This is a genomic window from Micromonospora sp. SYSU B005, from assembly GCF_055362685.1.
Genome location: NZ_JAXCFU010000003.1, coordinates 1 through 18,128 on the forward strand (window position 1 = coordinate 1; position 18,128 = coordinate 18,128).

Annotated in this window: 19 protein-coding genes, 1 pseudogene and 1 riboswitch; of the genes and pseudogenes, 2 read left to right on the forward strand and 18 right to left on the reverse strand. The window is 73.8% G+C overall.

Annotation, left to right across the window (positions count from 1 at the left end):
- Window positions 1-117 precede the first annotated feature (117 nt).
- The 11 genes from SM452_RS09175 to SM452_RS09225 all read right to left on the reverse strand — a co-directional run bounded on the left by SM452_RS09175 (window position 118) and on the right by SM452_RS09225 (window position 9,725).
- The gene (locus SM452_RS09175; protein WP_463839725.1) at window positions 118-2,682 is read right to left on the reverse strand and encodes a phenylalanine--tRNA ligase subunit beta; all 2,565 of its coding nucleotides are present in this window, start codon (window positions 2,680-2,682) and stop codon (window positions 118-120) included.
- Between the two features lie 26 nt (window positions 2,683-2,708).
- Complete coding sequence (gene pheS, locus SM452_RS09180; protein ID WP_013474913.1) at window positions 2,709-3,770, reverse strand: phenylalanine--tRNA ligase subunit alpha; 1,062 nt, start codon at window positions 3,768-3,770, stop codon at window positions 2,709-2,711.
- A 168-nt stretch (window positions 3,771-3,938) separates the two neighbouring features.
- The gene (locus SM452_RS09185) at window positions 3,939-4,823 is read right to left on the reverse strand and encodes a TrmH family RNA methyltransferase (RefSeq protein ID WP_463839726.1); all 885 of its coding nucleotides are present in this window, start codon (window positions 4,821-4,823) and stop codon (window positions 3,939-3,941) included.
- A gap of 32 nt (window positions 4,824-4,855) precedes the next feature.
- Entirely contained in the window at window positions 4,856-5,248 is a 393-nt protein-coding gene (rplT, locus tag SM452_RS09190; protein ID WP_043324928.1) for a 50S ribosomal protein L20, read from the reverse strand.
- Window positions 5,249-5,280: 32 nt separating this feature from the next.
- Complete coding sequence (rpmI, locus tag SM452_RS09195) at window positions 5,281-5,475, reverse strand: 50S ribosomal protein L35 (RefSeq protein ID WP_007075851.1); 195 nt, start codon at window positions 5,473-5,475, stop codon at window positions 5,281-5,283.
- A gap of 19 nt (window positions 5,476-5,494) precedes the next feature.
- Window positions 5,495-6,142: a translation initiation factor IF-3 gene (gene infC / locus SM452_RS09200; protein ID WP_043324929.1), complete on the reverse strand. Its 648-nt coding sequence runs from the start codon at window positions 6,140-6,142 to the stop codon at window positions 5,495-5,497.
- 325 nt (window positions 6,143-6,467) lie between these two features.
- On the reverse strand, window positions 6,468-6,941 hold the full coding sequence (locus SM452_RS09205) for a PH domain-containing protein (protein ID WP_194802848.1): 474 nt from the start codon (window positions 6,939-6,941) through the stop codon (window positions 6,468-6,470).
- A complete protein-coding gene (locus SM452_RS09210; RefSeq protein WP_463839727.1) occupies window positions 6,938-7,900 on the reverse strand; it encodes a DMT family transporter in 963 nt (320 codons plus the stop codon). Before SM452_RS09210 ends, SM452_RS09205 begins: the two co-directional genes overlap by 4 nt.
- Entirely contained in the window at window positions 7,897-8,742 is an 846-nt protein-coding gene (gene hisG / locus SM452_RS09215) for an ATP phosphoribosyltransferase (protein ID WP_262015704.1), read from the reverse strand. Before hisG ends, SM452_RS09210 begins: the two co-directional genes overlap by 4 nt.
- Window positions 8,743-8,785: 43 nt before the next feature.
- The gene (locus SM452_RS09220) at window positions 8,786-9,049 is read right to left on the reverse strand and encodes a phosphoribosyl-ATP diphosphatase (protein WP_013285536.1); all 264 of its coding nucleotides are present in this window, start codon (window positions 9,047-9,049) and stop codon (window positions 8,786-8,788) included.
- Window positions 9,050-9,113: 64 nt separating this feature from the next.
- A complete protein-coding gene (locus SM452_RS09225) occupies window positions 9,114-9,725 on the reverse strand; it encodes an alpha/beta fold hydrolase (RefSeq protein WP_463839728.1) in 612 nt (203 codons plus the stop codon).
- A gap of 162 nt (window positions 9,726-9,887) precedes the next feature.
- Here SM452_RS09225 and SM452_RS09230 point away from each other — a divergent pair, with 162 nt between their 5' ends.
- Together SM452_RS09230 and SM452_RS09235 are read left to right on the forward strand one after the other, a co-directional pair.
- Complete coding sequence (locus tag SM452_RS09230) at window positions 9,888-10,460, forward strand: winged helix-turn-helix domain-containing protein (protein WP_210887302.1); 573 nt, start codon at window positions 9,888-9,890, stop codon at window positions 10,458-10,460.
- Window positions 10,457-11,722 carry an MFS transporter gene (locus SM452_RS09235; protein ID WP_463839729.1) on the forward strand — a complete coding sequence of 422 codons (1,266 nt, stop codon included), beginning with the start codon at window positions 10,457-10,459 and terminating at the stop codon, window positions 11,720-11,722. Before SM452_RS09230 ends, SM452_RS09235 begins: the two co-directional genes overlap by 4 nt.
- An 83-nt stretch (window positions 11,723-11,805) precedes the next feature.
- On the opposite strand, the gene ribH is transcribed toward SM452_RS09235, so the two are convergent.
- The 7 genes and pseudogenes from ribH to rpe form a co-directional block, all read right to left on the reverse strand.
- A complete protein-coding gene (gene ribH / locus SM452_RS09240) occupies window positions 11,806-12,303 on the reverse strand; it encodes a 6,7-dimethyl-8-ribityllumazine synthase (protein WP_091424378.1) in 498 nt (165 codons plus the stop codon).
- Window positions 12,304-12,307: 4 nt separating this feature from the next.
- Complete coding sequence (locus SM452_RS09245; protein WP_194802851.1) at window positions 12,308-13,573, reverse strand: bifunctional 3,4-dihydroxy-2-butanone-4-phosphate synthase/GTP cyclohydrolase II; 1,266 nt, start codon at window positions 13,571-13,573, stop codon at window positions 12,308-12,310.
- Window positions 13,570-14,226 (reverse strand): nicotinamide riboside transporter PnuC, encoded by a 657-nt coding sequence (gene pnuC / locus SM452_RS09250; RefSeq protein WP_370585017.1) that lies wholly within the window; start codon window positions 14,224-14,226, stop codon window positions 13,570-13,572. The genes SM452_RS09245 and pnuC overlap by 4 nt, the downstream gene beginning before the upstream one ends.
- Window positions 14,111-14,876, reverse strand: a pseudogene (locus SM452_RS09255) (riboflavin synthase). The gene pnuC and the pseudogene SM452_RS09255 overlap by 116 nt, the downstream one beginning before the upstream one ends.
- A 1-nt stretch (window position 14,877) precedes the next feature.
- The gene (ribD, locus tag SM452_RS09260) at window positions 14,878-15,939 is read right to left on the reverse strand and encodes a bifunctional diaminohydroxyphosphoribosylaminopyrimidine deaminase/5-amino-6-(5-phosphoribosylamino)uracil reductase RibD (protein WP_269696566.1); all 1,062 of its coding nucleotides are present in this window, start codon (window positions 15,937-15,939) and stop codon (window positions 14,878-14,880) included.
- A gap of 166 nt (window positions 15,940-16,105) precedes the next feature.
- A riboswitch (FMN riboswitch) is annotated at window positions 16,106-16,278 on the reverse strand.
- A gap of 74 nt (window positions 16,279-16,352) precedes the next feature.
- The gene (locus SM452_RS09265; RefSeq protein WP_194802855.1) at window positions 16,353-17,309 is read right to left on the reverse strand and encodes a GGDEF domain-containing response regulator; all 957 of its coding nucleotides are present in this window, start codon (window positions 17,307-17,309) and stop codon (window positions 16,353-16,355) included.
- Window position 17,310: 1 nt separating this feature from the next.
- Entirely contained in the window at window positions 17,311-17,991 is a 681-nt protein-coding gene (gene rpe / locus SM452_RS09270) for a ribulose-phosphate 3-epimerase (RefSeq protein WP_128137820.1), read from the reverse strand.
- Between the last annotated feature and the right edge of the window lie 137 nt (window positions 17,992-18,128).

Below are 18,128 nucleotides of genomic sequence, written 5' to 3' on the forward strand. Positions count from 1 at the left end.
CGGTATGGAAACGGTTGGCTCGACACCACCGGACCTACCGAGGGCCTTCCCTCACCTCAACCCGACACGCCGCCGCACCCCAAATCTCAAACACTCACTAAGAGGGGGCCCCTCCTTTCAGGCGCCGCGCAGGGTGGCGCCGAAGCGCTCGGCGGCGACAGCCACCGCCGCGTCGCGCGCCGCCACCGCCTCCTCGCCCGCGAGGGTCCGGTCCGGGGCGCGGAACGTCAGCTTGTACGCCAGCGACTTGCGTCCCTCGCCGAGCTGCACGGAGGTGTAGACGTCGAACAGGCGGACGTCCTCCAGCAGCGCGCCGGCGCCCTCGACCAGCGCCGCCCGCACCTCGGCCGCCGGCACCGCGTCGTCCACCACCAGCGCCACGTCGATCAGGGCCGGCGGGAACGTGGAGATGGCCGGGCCGGCCGCCAGCGGGGCGGCGGGCAGCGCGTCCAGGTCCAGTTCCATGGCGCTGGTACGCCGGGGCAGCTCCAGCGCGGCCAGCACGGCCGGGTGCAGCTCACCGGCGTGGCCGACGACCACGTCGTCCACCACTAGTTCGGCGCAGCGGCCCGGGTGCCAGGGCGCCCGCTCGCCGGCCCGTACCGTCACCCGGTCGGCGGGGATCCCGGCGGCGTCGAGCACCGCCCGGCCCGCCTCGACGGCGTCCGCCCAGCCGGCCGTGCGGCCCGCGCCCCACCAGCCGGCCGGTTCGATCTCGCCGGTGAGCGCCACCGCGACGTGCCGCGGCTGGGCGGGCACCACCGCGTCGGCGGCGGCGAACTCCTCGTCGGTGGGCCGCCGGTCCACGCCCATCGCGGGCGGGGCACCGGCGCCGGGGCGCGGGTGGAAGACCGTGCCGATCTCGTAGATCGCCACGTCCCGCTGGCCCCGGCCGACGTTGCGCTTGACGATGCCGAGCAGCGGGCCGAGCAGCGTGGTGCGCAGCAGCGGCTCCTCCTCCGACAGCGGGTTCGCCAGCCGTACCGCGGGGCGGCGCGGGTCGTCGGCGGGCAGGCCGAGCTGGTCGACCAGCTCCGGCGCGACGAACGGCTGCGCCAGCACCTCGACGTAGCCGCGCTCGGCGAGCGAGCGGGCGACGGCCCGGCGGCGCTGCTGCTGCCAGGTCAGGCCCCGGCCGGGCGGCGCGGTGGGCAGCACCGACGGCACCCGGTCGTAGCCGTCGAGGCGTACCACCTCCTCCACCAGGTCGGCCGGGTCGGTCAGGTCGGGCCGCCAGCTCGGCGGCGTCACGGTCAGCACCTCGCCACCCCCGGCGGCGGAACCGCCACCGGTGGTCGTGCCGGCGCTGCCCGGGTCCTCGGCGAGCCGGTCGGCGCCGCGCGTGACGGTGCAACCGACCTGCTCCAGCAGCTCCACCACCCGGTCCGGCGAGTACGTCACGCCGACCCGCCGCGAGGGCAGGTCCACCGGCAGCGTCACCGGCGTACGCGGCACGACGTGGTCGATGTCGAGCACCTCTTCGCCCGCGGTGCCGCCGGCCAGGTCGGTGAGCAGCCGGACCGCCTTCTCCAGCGCGACCAGCGGCAGCGCCGGGTCGACGCCCCGCTCCCACCGCTTCGCCGCCTCGCTGAACAGCTTGTGCCGCCGCGCGGTACGGCCGACGGTGGCCGGATCCCAGTGCGCCGCCTCGAACAGCACGTTCGTGGTGGAGGCGAGCACCTCGCTGGTCTCGCCGCCCATCACCGCCGCCAGCGAGATCGGACCGGTCTCGTCGCAGATCACCAGGTCCTCGGCGGACAGCGTGCGGTTGACCCCGTCCAGCGTGGTCAGCTTCTCCCCCGCCTCGGCGCGGCGTACCACGAGCGTCCCGGCGATCCGGTCCGCGTCGAAGGCGTGCATCGGCTGGCCGAGTTCGAGCATCAGGTAGTTGGTGATGTCCACGGCGAGCGAGATGCTGCGCACCCCGGCCACAGTGAGACGCTGCCGCATCCAGCCGGGCGTCTCCACGGTCGGGTCGACGCCGCGCACCATCCGCGCCGCGAACCGGTCGCAGCCGACCGGGTCGCGGACCTCCACCGGGTACGCCGGTTCGGCGGTCGCGCCGGGCGCGGGCGCGTCGGCCGGGTCGCGGAACGGCACGCCGAGCGCGTGCGACAGCTCCCGGGCGATGCCGCGCACGCTCAGCGCGTACCCGCGGTCCGGGGTGATCTCCATCTCGACCACGACGTCGTCCAGGCCGACGACGGGCCGGGCGTCGTCGCCGGGCTGGGCCTTGACGTCCTCGGGCAGCACGACGATGCCCGAGTGGTCGTCGCCGAGCCCCAGCTCCTGCGCCGAGCAGATCATGCCGTGGGAGTTGCGCCCGTACGTCTTGCGCGCGCCGATCGCGAACCCGCCGGGCAGCACACCGCCGGGGAGGATCACCACGACCTTGTCGCCCACGGCGAAGTTACGCGCCCCGCAGACGATCTCCTGCGGCTCACCGGTGCCGTTCGCGGCGCCGACGTCGACCCGGCAGAAGCGGATCGGCTTCTTGAAGCCGGTCAGCTCCTCGATCTCCAGGACCTCGCCGACGACCAGCGGGCCGGTGACCGACTCGCGCAGGTCCACCACGGACTCGACCTCGATACCGAGGTCGACCAGCGCCTGCTCCAGGTCGCCGGTGGGCAGGTCGGCCGGCAGGTCCACGTACTCCCGCAGCCAACTGACAGAGACTCGCATGACTGTTAAACCACCGTTCCCGTAGCTCAGGCGCCGAACGCGCGGGTGAACCGCACGTCGCCCTCGGCCATGTCCCGCATGTCACTGACGCCGTGCCGGACCATCACGGTCCGGTCGATGCCCATGCCGAACGCGAATCCGGAGTAGACCTCCGGGTCGATGCCGCAGGCGCGCAGCACCCGCGGGTTGACCATGCCGCAGCCGCCCCACTCGACCCACTGCGGACCGTCCCGGTGCTCCGGGAACCACACGTCGAACTCGGCCGACGGCTCGGTGAACGGGAAGTAGTGCGGCCGCCAGCGCGTCTTCGCGCCCTCGCCGAACATGGCCCGGGCGAAGTGGTCGAGCGTGCCGCGCAGGTGCGCCATGGTGATGCCCTTGTCCACCACCAGGCCCTCGACCTGGTGGAAGACGGGCGCGTGGGTGGCGTCCAGCTCGTCGGTGCGGTAGACCCGACCGGGCACCACCACGTAGATCGGCGGCTTGCGGCTGAGCATGGTGCGCGCCTGCACCGGCGAGGTGTGGGTACGCAGCACCAGGCCACTGCCTTCGGGTGCGATGTGGAACGTGTCCATCAGGCCGCGCGCCGGGTGGTCGGCCGGGATGTTCAGCGCGTCGAAGTTGGTCCACTCCAGCTCGACCTCGGGGCCCTCGGCCACCTCGTAGCCCATGCCGATGAACAGGTCACTGATCTGCTCCATCAGCACGCTCAGCGGGTGGCGGGCGCCGCGCGGCCGGCGGTCGTACGGCAGGGTCACGTCGACCCGCTCCTCGACCAGCACCCGCGCGGCCCGTTCCCGGTCCAGGATCTCCTGCCGGGCGGCGTACGCGGACTCGATGGCCCGGCGGGCCTCGTTGACCCGCTTGCCGGCGTCGGCCTTCGCGGCCGGCGGCAGCGCGCCGATCTCCCGGCGCGCCAGCGACACCGGGGACCGGTCACCGAGGTGCGCGGGGCGCAGCGCGGTGAGCGCGTCCGGGTCGGCGGCCTCGGCGAACGCCTTCTCGGCGTCGGCCACTGCTCCGGCCAGGGCGTCCGGGTCGAGCAGGGCGACCTGCTTCGGGTCGTACGGATCGTTGCGGTAGCTCATGGTGAACGGGCACTCCCTCACGGCGGCGCCGACCCTCGCGGGTGGCTAGGCGAGTCTACGGACGCGCGGCTTCGCCGCAGCCCGCCGGTGGGGAGTCGTGCAGGGGGAAGGGTCAGGCCCGCCGCCCGCCGACACCGGCGGGCTGGCTAAACGAACGCCGTGGCGCGTTCATGACGAGGCGGACTCCCCTGCTGTCTCTCGCGCGCCCCGGGGGACACGCAGTGCTCTGGCGGAAGAATACAGGCAGACGGCGGCCGCCGCAGCCAGGTTCAGGCTCTCCGCGCGTCCGTGCAGCGGCACCCGGACCCGGGCGTCGGCGGCGCCGGTCAGCTCCTCGGGCAGGCCGTGCGCCTCCGAGCCGAACAGCCACGCGGTGGGGGCAGCCAGCCGTCCCGAGTCGGCGAGGTCGTCCAGGTCGCTGTCGCCGTACCCGGTGGTGGCCAGGATCTCCAGGCCGGCGGCCCGCAGCGCCTCGACGGCGGCGAGCGGGTCGGCGGCGCGCACCACGTCGACGTGGAAGAGGCTGCCGGCGGAGGCCCGCACGCACTTGCCGTTGTAGGGGTCGACCGCCTCGCCCGCGAACACCACAGCGCCCGCACCGGCCGCGTCGGCGGTGCGCAGCACGGTGCCGGCGTTGCCCGGGTCGCGGATCCCGGCGAGCACCGCTACCAGTCGCGGCCCGTGCGCGAGGGCCTGCTCCAGGGGTACGTCGAGGTGCCGGCACACCGCCACCAGGCCCTGCGGCGCGACGGTCTCGGCCAGCGCGGCCAGGGCGTCGTCGGTCACCTCGGAGACGGGCACGTCGGCACGGGCGGCCGCGGCGGCGAGGTCGGCGTACCTGTCGAGCGCCGGCGGGGTGCCGAACAGCTCGACCACGGTGCCGGTGCGGGCGAGCGCCTCCCGGACCGCCTGCGGACCCTCGGCCAGGAACCGGCCGGCCTGGTCGCGGTCGCGCCGGCGATGCAGCCGACGGGCCGCCACGACCCTGGGGGTACGCGGGGTGAACGGTGCGGGAACGGCGTCGAGGCGCCTCCCCTGCGAACGTGACTGCATGGGAGACGCCTCGATCTGCCGTACGGGGTGGGTCAGGCGGCCTGAGCCGCGGCGCCACCGGTGCCCTCGGCCGCCACGGCGGCGCGAGCCAGCTCGACGATCGCCGCGAACGAGGCGGCGTCGTTGACGGCCATGTCGGCCAGGATCTTCCGGTCGACCTCGATGCCGGCCAGGCGCAGGCCCTGGATCAGCCGGTTGTAGGTCAGACCGTTGGCCCGGGCGCCGGCGTTGATCCGCTGGATCCAGAGCTGCCGGAAGTCGCCCTTGCGGTCGCGACGGTCCCGGTAGGAGTACTGCATCGAGTGCAGCACCTGCTCCTTGGCCTTGCGGTACAGCCGGGAGCGCTGACCGCGGTAACCGCTCGCGGTCTCCAGCAGGGTACGACGCTTCTTCTGGGCGTTCACAGCCCGCTTGACGCGTGCCATCTCAACTCCTTCTTCGGTTCAGGTGGCTCGCGTCAGCGGCCGAGCAGCTTCTTGATGCGCTTGGTGTCGGCCTTGGCCAGCTCGACGGTGCCGGTCAGCCGACGGGTCTGGGTGCTGGGCTTCTTCTCCAGGTTGTGGCGAAGGCCGGCCTGCTGGGCAACGATCTTGCCCTTGCCGGTCACCTTGACCCGCTTGCCCATACCCGTGTGGCTCTTCATCTTCGGCATTGGAACGTCTTCTCCCCTGTTACTGGCCGCTGGTCTCAGCGGTCGTGCCGGTCTCGCCGGCTGCTGCGGTGTCGCCGGCCGCCGGGGTCTCGCCGGCCGGAGCGGCCGGTTCCTCCGCCGCCCGGTCGCGCGGTCCACCGCGGGACGCCGTGGCGGCGACCGCGGAGGCCTTGACGGCCCGGTGCGGAGCGAGAACCATGATCATGTTTCGGCCGTCCTGCTTCGGCGCGGCCTCGACGTATCCCAGGTCCGTGATCTCGGACTCGAGCCGGCGCAGGAGCCGGTAACCCAGCTCCGGGCGGCTCTGCTCGCGACCGCGGAACATGATCGTCACCTTGACCTTGTCGCCGGCCTTGAGGAACCGCACCACGTGACCCTTCTTGGTCTCGTAGTCGTGCGGGTCGATCTTCGGCCGGAGCTTCATCTCCTTGATGACGGTCTGCTGCTGGTTACGCCGCGCTTCGCGCGCCTTGAGTGCGCTCTCGTACTTGAACTTGCCGAAGTCCATGAGCTTGCACACCGGCGGGCGCGCCATCGGCGCAACCTCGACCAGGTCCAGGTCGACGTCCGCGGCCAGCTGCAGGGCGCGCTCCAGCGGGACGATGCCCACCTGCTCACCCTCAGGACCGACCAGTCGGACCTCACGTGCCCGGATCTGCTCGTTCACGCGTGGTTCGACGCTGATGGGGCCTCCTCGAGTCGAGTCTCCTACGGTGCCGACTCCGTGGGCTCCCGGGTGGGAGCCGACCCGGAAAGCAGAAGGCCCCGGCGTATGCCAGGGCCCACTCGACCGGTCGGCACGATCACAGGATCGCGCATCCGGCGTCGGGACATGCCCGAAACCGGGGACCGGACCCGGCCACCGTGGCGGCGACTCGGGTGGGAGCGGGCGCTCCGCTTCTCGACCGCCCGCGCGTCAGGGACGGGGGCAGTCTGGTCGACTCCGCAACACTACACCCTCGGCCCAGGTCCGCCCAAACCGGGCTCGCAGGTCAGCGGGGTGCCGACTGGCCGGCGGACAGCGCCGCCAGGTGCGCCTGGTGCAGGCGGCGCAGCGCGCGCACCGCCTCGACCGCGCTCTCCTTGTCGGCGGCCTGCAACGCGACCATCGGCAGCAGGTCGTCGTCGTGCAGCTCCAGGCTGGCCCACGGTGCGCCCCGGTCGAACCGGACACCGCGGACGACCTCCCACGGCAGCTCGTACGAGCTGAACACGTTGCGCACCCGGACGCCCTTGGCGTCGGCGATCACCCGGGGGCGGGTGAACAGCAGGAAGCCGAGCGCGCCGAAGACACCCAGGCCGATCATGGCGAACTGGTCGCCGCGCTGGAACGTGCCGTAGCCGTTGCCGGTGGCGCCGGTCAGCGACGTCGCGACGAGGCTGAACACCACGATCAGCGTGACGGCCGACACCCAGCAGACGACCCGGACGCGGCGGGGTCGCACGGTCACCACGGAATCGCTCACCCGACCAGTCTGCCATCCGGTTCACGCGCGCCTTCGGCCGCCACACGGTCCGGGCCGCGCCGGCGCAGGCCGGTGACCACCACGGCGAGCAGCGTGAGCAGGGCGCCGGCCAGCACCGGCAGCCGCACACCGGGGCCGCCGGGCAGGATCAGGTCGAGCAGCAGCGCGCCGCCGAGCTGCCCGGCCACCAGCGCCAGGCCGGTGCGCAGCACCCCGGCGGCGCGTACCCCGACCAGCAGCGAGAGCACGATGCCGACGCCGAGCAGGCCGCCGACGTAGAGCCACCACTGGCCGGGCCAGCGGGGCTGGCTCGCGAGCGCGCCGGTGAGCGCCGCGACAGCGCCGATCACCACGGTGCTGACCGCGAAGTTGACGGCGAGCCCGGCCGCCGGGCCGACCGACGCGGCGACCCGCCCGTTGAGCGCGGACTGCGTCGCCACCGCCAGCCCGCCCAGGACGCAGAGCAGCACCAGCCCCACCGCCAGGTCGCCGACCGGGCGGCCGAGCTGCGCCAGCGCGACAGCCCCGACGCCGAGCACCGCCCCGCCGACCCGGGGCACTGTGAGCGGCATCCGGCCGGTCGCGGCCAGCCCGGCCCGGTCCACCGCGAGGCCGCCGAGGCTGCCGCCGGCCACCTGGGCGATCGTGAAGACCGCCACCCCGAGCACCGGCACCACCACCGGCGCGACCAGCACGATCACCGCGCCGCCCACCCCGCCGAGGTACGCCCACCAGGGCAGCCCGGAGCGGCGCAGCCCGGCCAGCCCGGCGCGCATCGACGGCAACGCCACGATCCCGGCCAGCACCAGCAGGCAGCCGCCGAGGTTGTTTACGACCGCGCCGAGGACCGGGGCGCCGGTCCGCTCCCCCATCTCGGCGTTGACCGCGCCCTGGGCGGCCGACGCCACGCCACCGGTCACGACCACCGCGAGCGCGGCCGGGAGCGGCAGCGGCCTCACAGCCGGCAGGCGTGGATGTTGGTGACCAGGATCGCGCGGGCGCCGAGCTCGTACAGCTCGTCCATGATCCGGTGCACATCGTCGCGGAGCACCATCGCCTGCACCGCGACCCAGCCCTCCCGGTGCAGCGGCGAGACCGTCGGCGACTCGATGCCGGGGGTCAGCGAGCTGGCCCGGTCCAGCAGACCGGCCGGCACGTCGTAGGCGAGCATCACGTACCGGCGGGCCACCAGGACCCCGTGCAGCCGGCGCTGCAACTGCTCCTGCTGCGCGCCGCCGGTCGCGCCCGCGCGACGGACCAGGACCGCCGAGGAGCGCAGCAGCGGCTCGCCGAAGACCACCAGGCCGGCCTGGCGCAGCGTCGCACCGGTCTCCACCACGTCGGCGACCACGTCGGCCACGCCGAGGCGGATGGCGTTCTCCACCGCGCCGTCCAGGCGGATCACGTCGGCCTTCACGCCCAGCTCGGCCAGGTGCCGCTCGACCAGACCGGGGTACGCGGTGGCGATGCGGTGCCCGCCGAGCTGCTGGACGGAGGCCACGTCGTCGGGCCGGGCGGCGAACCGGAAGGTGGCCCGCCCGAAGTTGAGGTCGACGATCTCCTCGGCCGGCGCGCCGGAGTCGATCAGCAGGTCCCGGCCGGTGATGCCGACGTCCAGGTCGCCGGAGCCGACGTAGGTGGCGATGTCCTTGGGACGCAGGTAGAAGAACTCGATGTCGTTGGCCTCGTCCCGGCAGACCAGGTCCTTCGGGTCGGTGCGCTGGCGGTAGCCCGCCTCGCGCAGCATCTGGGCCGCCGACTCGGCCAGGGCGCCCTTGTTGGGTACTGCGACACGCAGCATGGGAGTGCTCCTTCGTTCGATCGGATGATCAGCGGACGGGCACTCAGAGATGTCGGTAGACGTCCTTCAGTTCCAGGCCGGTCGCGAGCATCAGCACCTGCGCCTGGTAGAGCAGCTGGGAGATCTCCTCGGCGGCCCGCTCCGGGCCCTCGTGCTCGGCGGCCATCCAAGACTCGGCCGCCTCCTCGACGACCTTCTTGCCGATGAAGTGCACGCCCTTGGCGAGCGCCTCGACCGTGCCCGAGCCCGGGGTGCCGGCGGCGGCCTTGGCCTGCAGCTCGGCGAACAACTCCTCGAACGTCTTCACGGAAGGCGATTCTTCCAGCCGCCCCGGGTGAGCACGCCCACCGGGTCCACCGGCGTCGTCCGGCTCACCCGGGCAGCGCGGCGAGGAAGTCCCGCACCGCGGTGGCGAACTCGGCAGGGCGCGCGGCCGGCACCGCGTGACCGGCCTCGACTGTCACCAGGCGGGCGGCGGGGATCCGGGCCGCCATCCGCGCCAGCTCGTGCTGCGGCAGGTGACTGGCGGGACCACCGGCCACCACCAGGGTGGGCGCGGTGATCTCGGTCAACTCCTCCCACCACGTGGGAGGCGGGGCGTTGAGTTCCGCGACGACCGCTTCGCGGGCGGCCCAGTCATAGGGCAGCGGGCCGGCCGGCCGAGGTGGCAGCCGCAGGCCGAGCGGCACCGGTGGCGGCGGTTCGACGAGCACCAGCGCCGCCACCCGGTCCGGAGACGCCCGGGCGAGCAGGTGGGCGGCCACCGCGCCGGAGGAGTGGCCCAGCACCGTGACCCGGGTCAGCGCCAGCGCGTCGAGCAGTCCTCGTACGTCGTCGCGGACCAGTTCCAGCGAGTACGCGTCGGCGGGCCCGGTCGCGCCGTAGCCGCGCAGGTCGGGGGCGTACGTGCGGGTGGTGGCGCGGAGCACGGCCGCGAGCGCGGCCCAGCCCTCCCCCGATCCCGTGCCGCCGTGCAGCGCCACGAGCGGGCGGCCGTCGGCCCGGCCCCAGACCGGTACGCCATCCGCAGCCCCGGCAGGTCCGCGTACCCGATCTCCGTCATCGCAGCAGTCAACCACGGCGCACCGAAGAATTCGTTCAAAGCGGTTCTTTCGAAAGAGTACTTTTCAAAGTAGTCTTTCGATATGACCGGGCAACACCCTCGCGAGATCACCGACGTGGAGACGCTCCGCGCGTTCGCCCACCCCCTGCGCCTGCGCATCCTCAACGCCGTCGGCCTCTACGGCCCGCTGACCGCCACCGAGGTGGCCGAACGGGTCGGGGAGAGCCCGGCCAACTGCTCCTGGCACCTGCGACAGCTCGCCAAGTACGGCTTCGTGGCCGACGCGGGCGGCGGGACCGGCCGGCAGCGCCCCTGGCGGATGGTCACCGACGGGCACCGGTGGGGCGACGGCGACGAGAGTCCCGAACTGGCCCGCGCCGGCGACGCCGCCGCGCGGGTGCTGCTCGACCTGGAGTACCGCAAGCTCTGGGACTGGATGACGGCCCGCCGACAGGAGCCCGCGCAGTGGCGGGACGCGGGCTTCTTCAACCAGTTCATCGGCTGGTACACGGCTGAGGAACTGGCCGGGCTGCGTGAGGAAGTCCGGTCGCTGTTCGCCCGCCACCTGGACCGGTTGGAGGACCCCGCTGCACGGCCCGCCGGGTCCCGCCCGGTGCGCCTGATGGCGTGGGGCGTACCGGAGGTGGAGCAGTGAGGGCCCTGCTGCGCCGGCCGGACTTCCGGCTGTTCTTCCTCGCGCTGACCGTGAGCATGGTCGCCGAGTCGGTGCTGCTGCTGGCGCTCGCGGTGTGGGTGAAGCAACTGACCGGCTCGGACGGGCTGGCCGGTGCCACGTTCGTCGCCCTGACCGCGCCGATGGTGCTCGCGCCGCTGGTCGGCTGGGTGGTCGACCGGGCACCCCGGCGGCGGCTGTTCGTGGCACTGAACGCCGGCACTGCCGTCCTGCTGCTGCCGCTGCTCACGGTGCACGACGACAGCCGGCTCTGGGTGGTCTACGCGGTCGCCGCCGGCTACGGACTGTCCTATATCGCGCTGGGCGCGACGGTCACCGCTCTCGTGCAGGAACTGGTCCCCGGCGCGCTGCTACCCGACGCGAACGGCGCGACGCAGACCGTCAAGCAGGGCCTGCGGCTGGCCGGCCCGCTGCTCGGCGCCGGGCTGTTCGTGCTGCTCGGCGGCCCGGCGCTGGCCGGTGCCTGCGCGGCCGGTTTCCTGCTGGCCGCGGTCGCCGGGCTGGGTCTGCGGCCCGCCCCGGGCGGCACGGTCGCCGGGGGCCGCGCCGCGGGAGGGCGCGACGAGCTGATCGCCGGGATACGGCACCTGCTGGGCGAACCGGCGCTGCGGCGGGCCCTGATCGCTGTCGTCATCGCCACGGTCGGCCTGGGTTTCGGCGAGACACTGTGGTTCGCGTACGTCGACCAGGGGCTCGGCCGCGAGCCGGCCTTTCTCGGGGTGCTCGTGTCGCTCCAGGGCGTGGGCGGGCTGGTCGGCGGGGCGGGGTCGGCCGCGCTGGTACGTCGCCTGGGCGAGCTGGGCGCCATGGCGCTCGGCGTCGCCTGCGTGGCGCTGGCCGGCCTGGCGCTGGTCCGGCCGGCTCTCGGCCTGGCGGTCGCGGCGAGTGTGCTGATCGGACTGGGGTTGCCGGTCGCCTGGGTCGGTGTGATGACGCTCGTGCAGCGGCGTACCGCCCCGGAGTTGGTGGGCCGGGCCTCGGCCGCGCTGGACGCGGTGGCCAGCGCACCGCAGGCGGTGGCGATCGGCGCGGGCGCGCTGCTGGTCGGCCTGGTCGACTTCCGCCTGCTCTACGCCGCGATCGGAGCCGTACTGACGATCGCCGCCGGCTACCTGTTCACCGGCCGCCAGCTCAGCCCACCGACGGCACCCGCCCTCCTCGGACACCACTCCCCCGCGCTCCCGCCCCGCGGCACACAGCGTCCCGCCGCGCGTCGATCATGAGGTTGGCGGCGACCGGCGTCCCTTTTGTCACCGTCAACTTCATGATCGACGGGGCTCGACGCGCGCACCGAGACCCAGGTGGGTCAGGCGAAGCCGACCCGGTGGGCGGACTGGGCGTCGAGGGCGCGGACGGCCAGGGCGGCGTCCAGCGCTGCCACCGTCGCCGACCAGCCCTTGTCCTCGGCCGAGCCGGGCAGCCCGGCCCGGTCCCGGGCCTGCTCGATGGTGTCCACCGTCAGCACACCGTGCGCCACCGGCTTGCCCTCGTCCAGCGCCACCCGGGTCAGACCCTCGGTGACCGACTGGCAGACGTAGTCGAAGTGCGCCGTCGCGCCGCGGACCACCACGCCGAGCGCGACGACCACGTCGAAGCGACGGGCCATCGCCTGGGCCACCACCGGCAGCTCCACCGAACCGGCCACCCGGGCCACCACGGCCCGCGCCCCGCACGCCTGCGCGGCGGCCACGGCCCGCTCGGTCATGTGGTCGGTCAGGTCGCCGTGCCACCGGGCGGCCACCACGCCGACGGTCATCCCGGCGGCGTCCACCGCGGTCACGCCCGGCTCACCGAAACCCGCCATCGCCCTACGCTCCGATCTCGTCACCGGCGACCGGGCGGCCCATCGGCGCCTCGGTCACCTCGTCCAGTCCGTCCAGCAGGTGCCCCATCCGGTCCCGCTTGGTGCGCAGGTAGCGCACGTTCTCCGGGTTGGACCGCACGGGCAGCCCCTCCCGGCCGGTCACGGTGAGGCCGTACCCCTCCAGCCCGGCCCGCTTGGCCGGGTTGTTCGTCAGCAGCCGCATCGACCGGACGCCCAGGTCGTAGAGGATCTGCGCGCCGGTGCCGTAGTCGCGGGCGTCGGCCGGCAGCCCGAGGTCGAGGTTCGCGTCCACGGTGTCGCGGCCCTGGTCCTGGAGCTGGTACGCCTGCAGCTTGTGCAGCAGGCCGATGCCCCGGCCCTCGTGCCCGCGCACGTAGAGGACCACGCCTCGGCCCTCCTGGGCGACCCGGGCCAGCGACGCCTGCAACTGCGGCCCGCAGTCGCAGCGCAGCGAGCCGAACACGTCGCCGGTGAGGCACTCGGAGTGCACCCGCACCAGCACGTCCCGCCCGTCGCCCAGGTCGCCCATGACCAGCGCGACGTGCTCGGCCGGGTCGTGCTCGGCGCGGTAGCCGAGCGCCTTGAACACGCCGTACGGGGTGGGCATCCGGGCCTCGGCGGCCAGCTCGACCTGCTTCTCGGTACGCCGCCGATGTGCGATCAGGTCCGCGATGGTGACGAGCGTCAGCCCGTGCTCGGCGCAGAACTTCTCCAGGTCCGGCAGGCGCATCATGGTGCCGTCGTCGTTCACCAGCTCGCAGAGCACCCCGGCCGGGCGCAGCCCGGCCATCCGGGTCAGGTCCACCGCCGCCTCGGTGTGCCCGGGGCGGCGCAGCACCCCGCCGGCGCGGGCGCGCAGCGGCACCACGTGGCCGGGCCGGGCCAGGTCGGTCGGGCCGGTGGCGGCGTCGGCGAGCAGCCGGATGGTGTGCGACCGGTCGGCGGCCGAGATGCCGGTGCTGACGCCCTCGCGGGCGTCCACCGTCACCGTGTACGCGGTGCCGCGCCGGTCCTGGTTCGTGTGGTGCATCGGCGGCAGGTCGAGCCGGTCGCACTCGTCCTCGGTCAGCGGCACGCAGATGTAGCCGGAGGTGTAGCGGACCATGAACGCGACCAGCTCCGGGGTGGCCAGCTCGGCCGCGAAGATCAGATCGCCCTCGTTCTCGCGGTCCTCGTCGTCGACCACCACCACCGGACGCCCGGCGGCGATGTCCGCGACCGCCTGCTCGATCGAACCGAACGTGCTCATGCCACGGCCTCCGAGTACGTCGCCGGGATCGGGGCGGGCGCGGTCGCGACGGCCCGGGAGGTGCGCCACCAGCTGTACAGGCCGGCCGCGCAGAACGCGCCGTAGACCAGGTACATGGCGGCCGACGGGTAGAAGCCGCCGCGCAGCAGCAGCGGTACGCCGACCGCGTCGACGGCGATCCAGATCAGCCAGAACTCGACCCAGCCGCGGGCCATGCCGTACGTGGCGAGCAGGCTGCCGACCAGGATCCAGGCATCGGGCAGCGGCCCCCACGAACCGAGCGCGGCGAGCACCGGGTACGCGGCGGCGGTGCCGGCGACGGCCGCGACGAGCAGGCCGAGCCGCTCCGGCCAGGTGGCCCAGCGCGGCACCACGGCCGGCTCGTCCCCGCCACCGGCGCGCCGGTTGCGCGACCAGCGCCACCAGCCGTACACGCTGACGGCGAAGAAGAAGACCTGCCGGCCGGCCTGGCCGTAGAGGTCGTGCGCCTGCGGGGTGACGAAGACGCCGCCGAGGAACACGGTGAGCAGCAGCGCGTTACCGATCATGCCGACCGGCCAGGCCCAGACCACGCGGCGCAGCCCGAGCAGCGCCGAGCCGAGCCCGAAGACGTTGCCGACGATCTCCCGGACCAGCACCGGCGAGCCGGCCACGTGCACCTGGGCGTCGAGCAGCCAGCCGAGCGGGCCCATCACCGGGCACCCCCCACGCTCCGGTCGCCGAGCAGCCGCTCGACGTACTTGGCCAGCACGTCGACCTCCAGGTTGACCGGGTCGCCGACCTGCTTCGTGCCGAGCACCGTGAGCTTCAGCGTGGTGGGGATCAGACCGACCGAGAACCAGTCGTCGCCCGCCTCGGCGACGGTCAGGGACACGCCGTCGACGGTGATCGAGCCCTTCTCCACCACGTACCGGGCCAGCCCGTCGGGCAGCCGGAACCGGACCGTCTCCCACTGCGCTGCGGGCTCCCGGGCGACGATCTCGCCGACGCCGTCGACGTGGCCCTGCACCAGGTGGCCGCCGAGGCGGCTGTTCAGCACGGCGGCCCGTTCCAGGTTGACCGGGTCGCCGGGGCGCAGCGCGCCGAGCGCGGTACGGCGCAGCGTCTCGCCCATCACGTCGGCGGTGAACACGCCGCCGTCGACGTCGACAACGGTGAGGCAGACGCCGTTGACGGCGATGGAGTCGCCGTGCCGGGCGTCCGAGGTGACGAGCGGGCCACGGATGGCGACCAGCGCGGAGTCGTCGCCGGTCTCGGTGCTCCGGACGATCTCGCCCAGTTCCTCGACGATGCCGGTGAACATGTCAGCCCTCCCTCTTCCGGGGCAGCGCGGTGATCCGCAGGTCGGGACCGACCCGCGTAACGTCGGTGATCTCCAGATCGATGGCGTCGGCGATGGTGCTCACGCCGGCGTCGAGCAGCGCGGTCGGACCGGCGCCGAGCAGCTTCGGCGCCACGTACCCGACGATCCTGTCGATCAGGCCGGCGGCGAGGAACGCGCCGGCCAGCGTCGGCCCGCCCTCCAGCAGCGCGGCCCGCACGCCGCGGTGGTGCAGCTCCGCCAGCAGCGCCGCCAGGTCGACCCGGCCGTCCGGGCCGGCGCCGACCTCCGCGGCGGTGGCCACCCAGGTGCGGGCGGCGCCGTCGCGGACCCGGGCGTCGGCCGGGGTACGCCCCGAGCTGTCCACCACCACCCGCAGCGGCTGCCGGATGGCGAGCGTGCCGTCGCGCAGGTTGCGGGCGGTCAGCCGGGGGTCGTCGGTGAGCACGGTGCCCACGCCGGCGAGCACCGCGTCGACGGTGCCGCGCAGCGCGTGCACGTCGACCCGGGCCGCCTCCGAGGTGATCCACATGCTGGTGCCGTCGGCGGCGGCGGAACGCCCGTCGAGCGTGGCCGCGTACTTCCAGATCACGTACGGCCAGCCGCGGCGCATCGAGGTGAGCCAGGCCACGTTGCCGGCCTCGGCCTCCTGGGCGCGTACCCCGAGAGCGACCTGGACCCCGGCGGCGCGCAGCGTGGCGGCGCCGCCGGAGGCGACCGGGTTGGGGTCGGGCACGGCGATCACCACGCGGGACACCCCGGCGGCGATGAGCGCGTGGCTGCAGGGGCCGGTGCGGCCGGTGTGGTCGCAGGGTTCCAGGGTGACCACAGCGGTGCCGCCGCGGGCGCGCGTGCCGGCCTGGGCCAGCGCGACGATCTCCGCGTGCGGGCCACCGGCGTACGCGTGGAAGCCCTCGCCGACGACCTCGCCCTCGGTGTCGAGCAGCACGCAGCCGACCACCGGGTTGGGGCTGGTGGTGCCGAGGCCGCGCGCGGCCAGTTCGATGGCACGACGCATCGCCTCGTCGACGGAGACGCTCGCCATGGCCGCCTGTCCTCCCGCTCGCCGGTCGCGCGCGGGCGGTTCGGGAACAGCGGCAGGAAAGCCGCGGACACGCGGCGGCGGGAACCCGGGGACGGCGACGCCGACCCCGGGGAGCCCACGCGGCGGCTGAGGGTGCTCAGCGGCCGGCAGGGGCCTCCCCCGTTCCGCGCGCTGTCTCCCATCCGGACTTTCTGGGGGCGGACGAGCCGCACCCCAACCGTCGGCCCCGGATTCTCACCAGGTCCACCGTCCGGCCGAAGCCGTCCGGGTCGCGGGCTTACCACGGTCGGACCGTGGATCACCGCCGGTTCGGAATTTCACCGAGCCCCGCCAGCGCGTGGTGGGTATACGGGAAGTCTTACACGTTCCGCCCGGGCGTGCGCCACAGAGGCGAGCTACCTCACAGGACCGCCTCAGGTGACGCCGCGCCGGCGGTCCACCGCCACGTACGAGCCTGGCTGGCTCTTGGCCACCGTCTTCATCTCCGAGGCCACCGCGATCGCCTCCAGCGGGTCGGTGAACCGCTTGCCGGAATCGGACAGCGACACGCCGATGGAGAGCGTCACCAGCGCGGCGCGGCGGATGTTGCCGCGCCGGTCCTTCAGCTCGACGAAGCCGCGTTCCCGGTCGGTGGCGTCGTACAGCGCGTCCGCGGCCTTCTCGAAGTCGACGACGGCCCGGCTGGTCAGCGGCCGGACCTGGCTGGGGGCGCAGACGATGACGAAGTCGTCGCCGCCGACGTGGCCGAGGAACGCCGGCGGCATCCCGATCGACACCACCGCGCGGTGCAGGCTGCGGGCCAGCGCCGAGATGAACTCGTCGCCGCGCACGAAGCCGTACCGGTCGTTGACGCTCTTGAACCGGTCGATGTCGATGTAGCCGACGGCGTAGTCGACGCCGTTGCGGACCCGGTCGCTGATCTCCCGCCGGATCCGGCTGTTGCCGGGCAGTCCGGTCAGCGGCGAGACCTCCCGGAACTCCTTGTTGCGGCGCAGCGTGGAGTTGACCCGGGCCACCAGTTCCAGCGTGTCGAACGGCTTGACCAGGTAGTCGTCCGCGCCGACGCTGAGCCCGTTGACCTTGTCCTGGGTCATCCCCTTGGCGGTCAGCATGATCACCGGCAGGGCCGAGGTCATCGGGTCGGCGCGCAGCCGCCGGGTCAGTTCCAGCCCGTCGATGCGCGGCATCATCAGGTCGACCACTGCGAGGTCGGGCCGCTGCCGCTCGATGACCTCCAGCGCCTCCTGGCCGTCGGCGGCGTGCAGCACCTCGAAGCCGTGCAGGCGCAGGTTGAACTCGACGAAGCGGGCGATGTCCTCGTCGTCGTCGACGACGAGGATCACGTCGGGTCGCTCGCCGGCCGGGTCCATCTCAGGCCCCGGTCATCGCGCGTTCCGCCAGGCCCCGCAGGCGGCGCACCGCCTCCGCGGGATCGTCGGCGCCGTAGACGGCGGTGCCCGCGACGAACGCGTCGGCGCCGGCCGCGGCGGCCTGCTCGATGGTGTCCGCGGCGATGCCGCCGTCGACCTCGATGCGCAGCTCCAGGTGCCCGCTGTCGACGTGCCGGCGGGCCGCGCGCACCTTGTCCAGCAGTTGCGGCAGGAAACGCTGGCCGCCGAAGCCGGCCTTGATCGTCATGATCAGCAGCGTGTCGAAGCTCGGCAGCAGCTCCAGGTACGGCTCGATCGGGGTGTCCCGGTCGATCGCCAGCCCGGCCTTCGCCCCGGCCGAGCGCAGGTCCTTCGCCAGCGCCACCGGGTCGTCGCACGCCTCGGCGTGGAACGTGACGTTGTACGCCCCGGCGTCGGCGTACCCGGGCGCCCAGCGGCGCGGATCCTCGATCATCAGGTGCACGTCGAACGGGATCCCGGTGACGGCGCGCAGGCTCTGCACCACCGGCAGCCCGATGGTCAGGTTGGGTACGAAGTGGTTGTCCATGACGTCGACGTGCAGCCAGTCGGCGGCGGGCTCCACGGCACGGACCTCGTCGGCGAGGCGGGCGAAATCGGCGGCCAGGATGCTGGGCGCGACGATCGGCGGCGGTACGGTCACGGGGCCAGTGTACGAACGCGGTGATCCGGAGGTAGCGGCACGGCTCCCGGAGCGACCAGCGGTGATCCTTCCGTCACCCCCGGTGCACCGTCCGGCCGTCCGGGGAGAAAGTCGGCACGAATAGTCGCCGGTGACTG

What these genes read in the sequence shown, in the direction of transcription:
- rpmI (WP_007075851.1), bottom strand. Translation starts at nt 5,475, where the DNA reads ATGCCGAAGATGAAGAGCCACACGGGTATGGGCAAGCGGGTCAAGGTG.
- rplT (WP_043324928.1), bottom strand. Translation starts at nt 5,248, where the DNA reads ATGGCACGCGTCAAGCGGGCTGTGAACGCCCAGAAGAAGCGTCGTACC.
- SM452_RS09175 (WP_463839725.1), bottom strand. Translation starts at nt 2,682, where the DNA reads ATGCGAGTCTCTGTCAGTTGGCTGCGGGAGTACGTGGACCTGCCGGCC.
- SM452_RS09185 (WP_463839726.1), bottom strand. Translation starts at nt 4,823, where the DNA reads ATGCAGTCACGTTCGCAGGGGAGGCGCCTCGACGCCGTTCCCGCACCG.
- SM452_RS09230 (WP_210887302.1), top strand. Translation starts at nt 9,888, where the DNA reads ATGACCGGGCAACACCCTCGCGAGATCACCGACGTGGAGACGCTCCGC.
- SM452_RS09245 (WP_194802851.1), bottom strand. Translation starts at nt 13,573, where the DNA reads ATGAGCACGTTCGGTTCGATCGAGCAGGCGGTCGCGGACATCGCCGCC.
- SM452_RS09265 (WP_194802855.1), bottom strand. Translation starts at nt 17,309, where the DNA reads ATGGACCCGGCCGGCGAGCGACCCGACGTGATCCTCGTCGTCGACGAC.
- hisG (WP_262015704.1), bottom strand. Translation starts at nt 8,742, where the DNA reads ATGCTGCGTGTCGCAGTACCCAACAAGGGCGCCCTGGCCGAGTCGGCG.
- pheS (WP_013474913.1), bottom strand. Translation starts at nt 3,770, where the DNA reads ATGAGCTACCGCAACGATCCGTACGACCCGAAGCAGGTCGCCCTGCTC.
- ribD (WP_269696566.1), bottom strand. Translation starts at nt 15,939, where the DNA reads ATGGCGAGCGTCTCCGTCGACGAGGCGATGCGTCGTGCCATCGAACTG.
- ribH (WP_091424378.1), bottom strand. Translation starts at nt 12,303, where the DNA reads ATGGCGGGTTTCGGTGAGCCGGGCGTGACCGCGGTGGACGCCGCCGGG.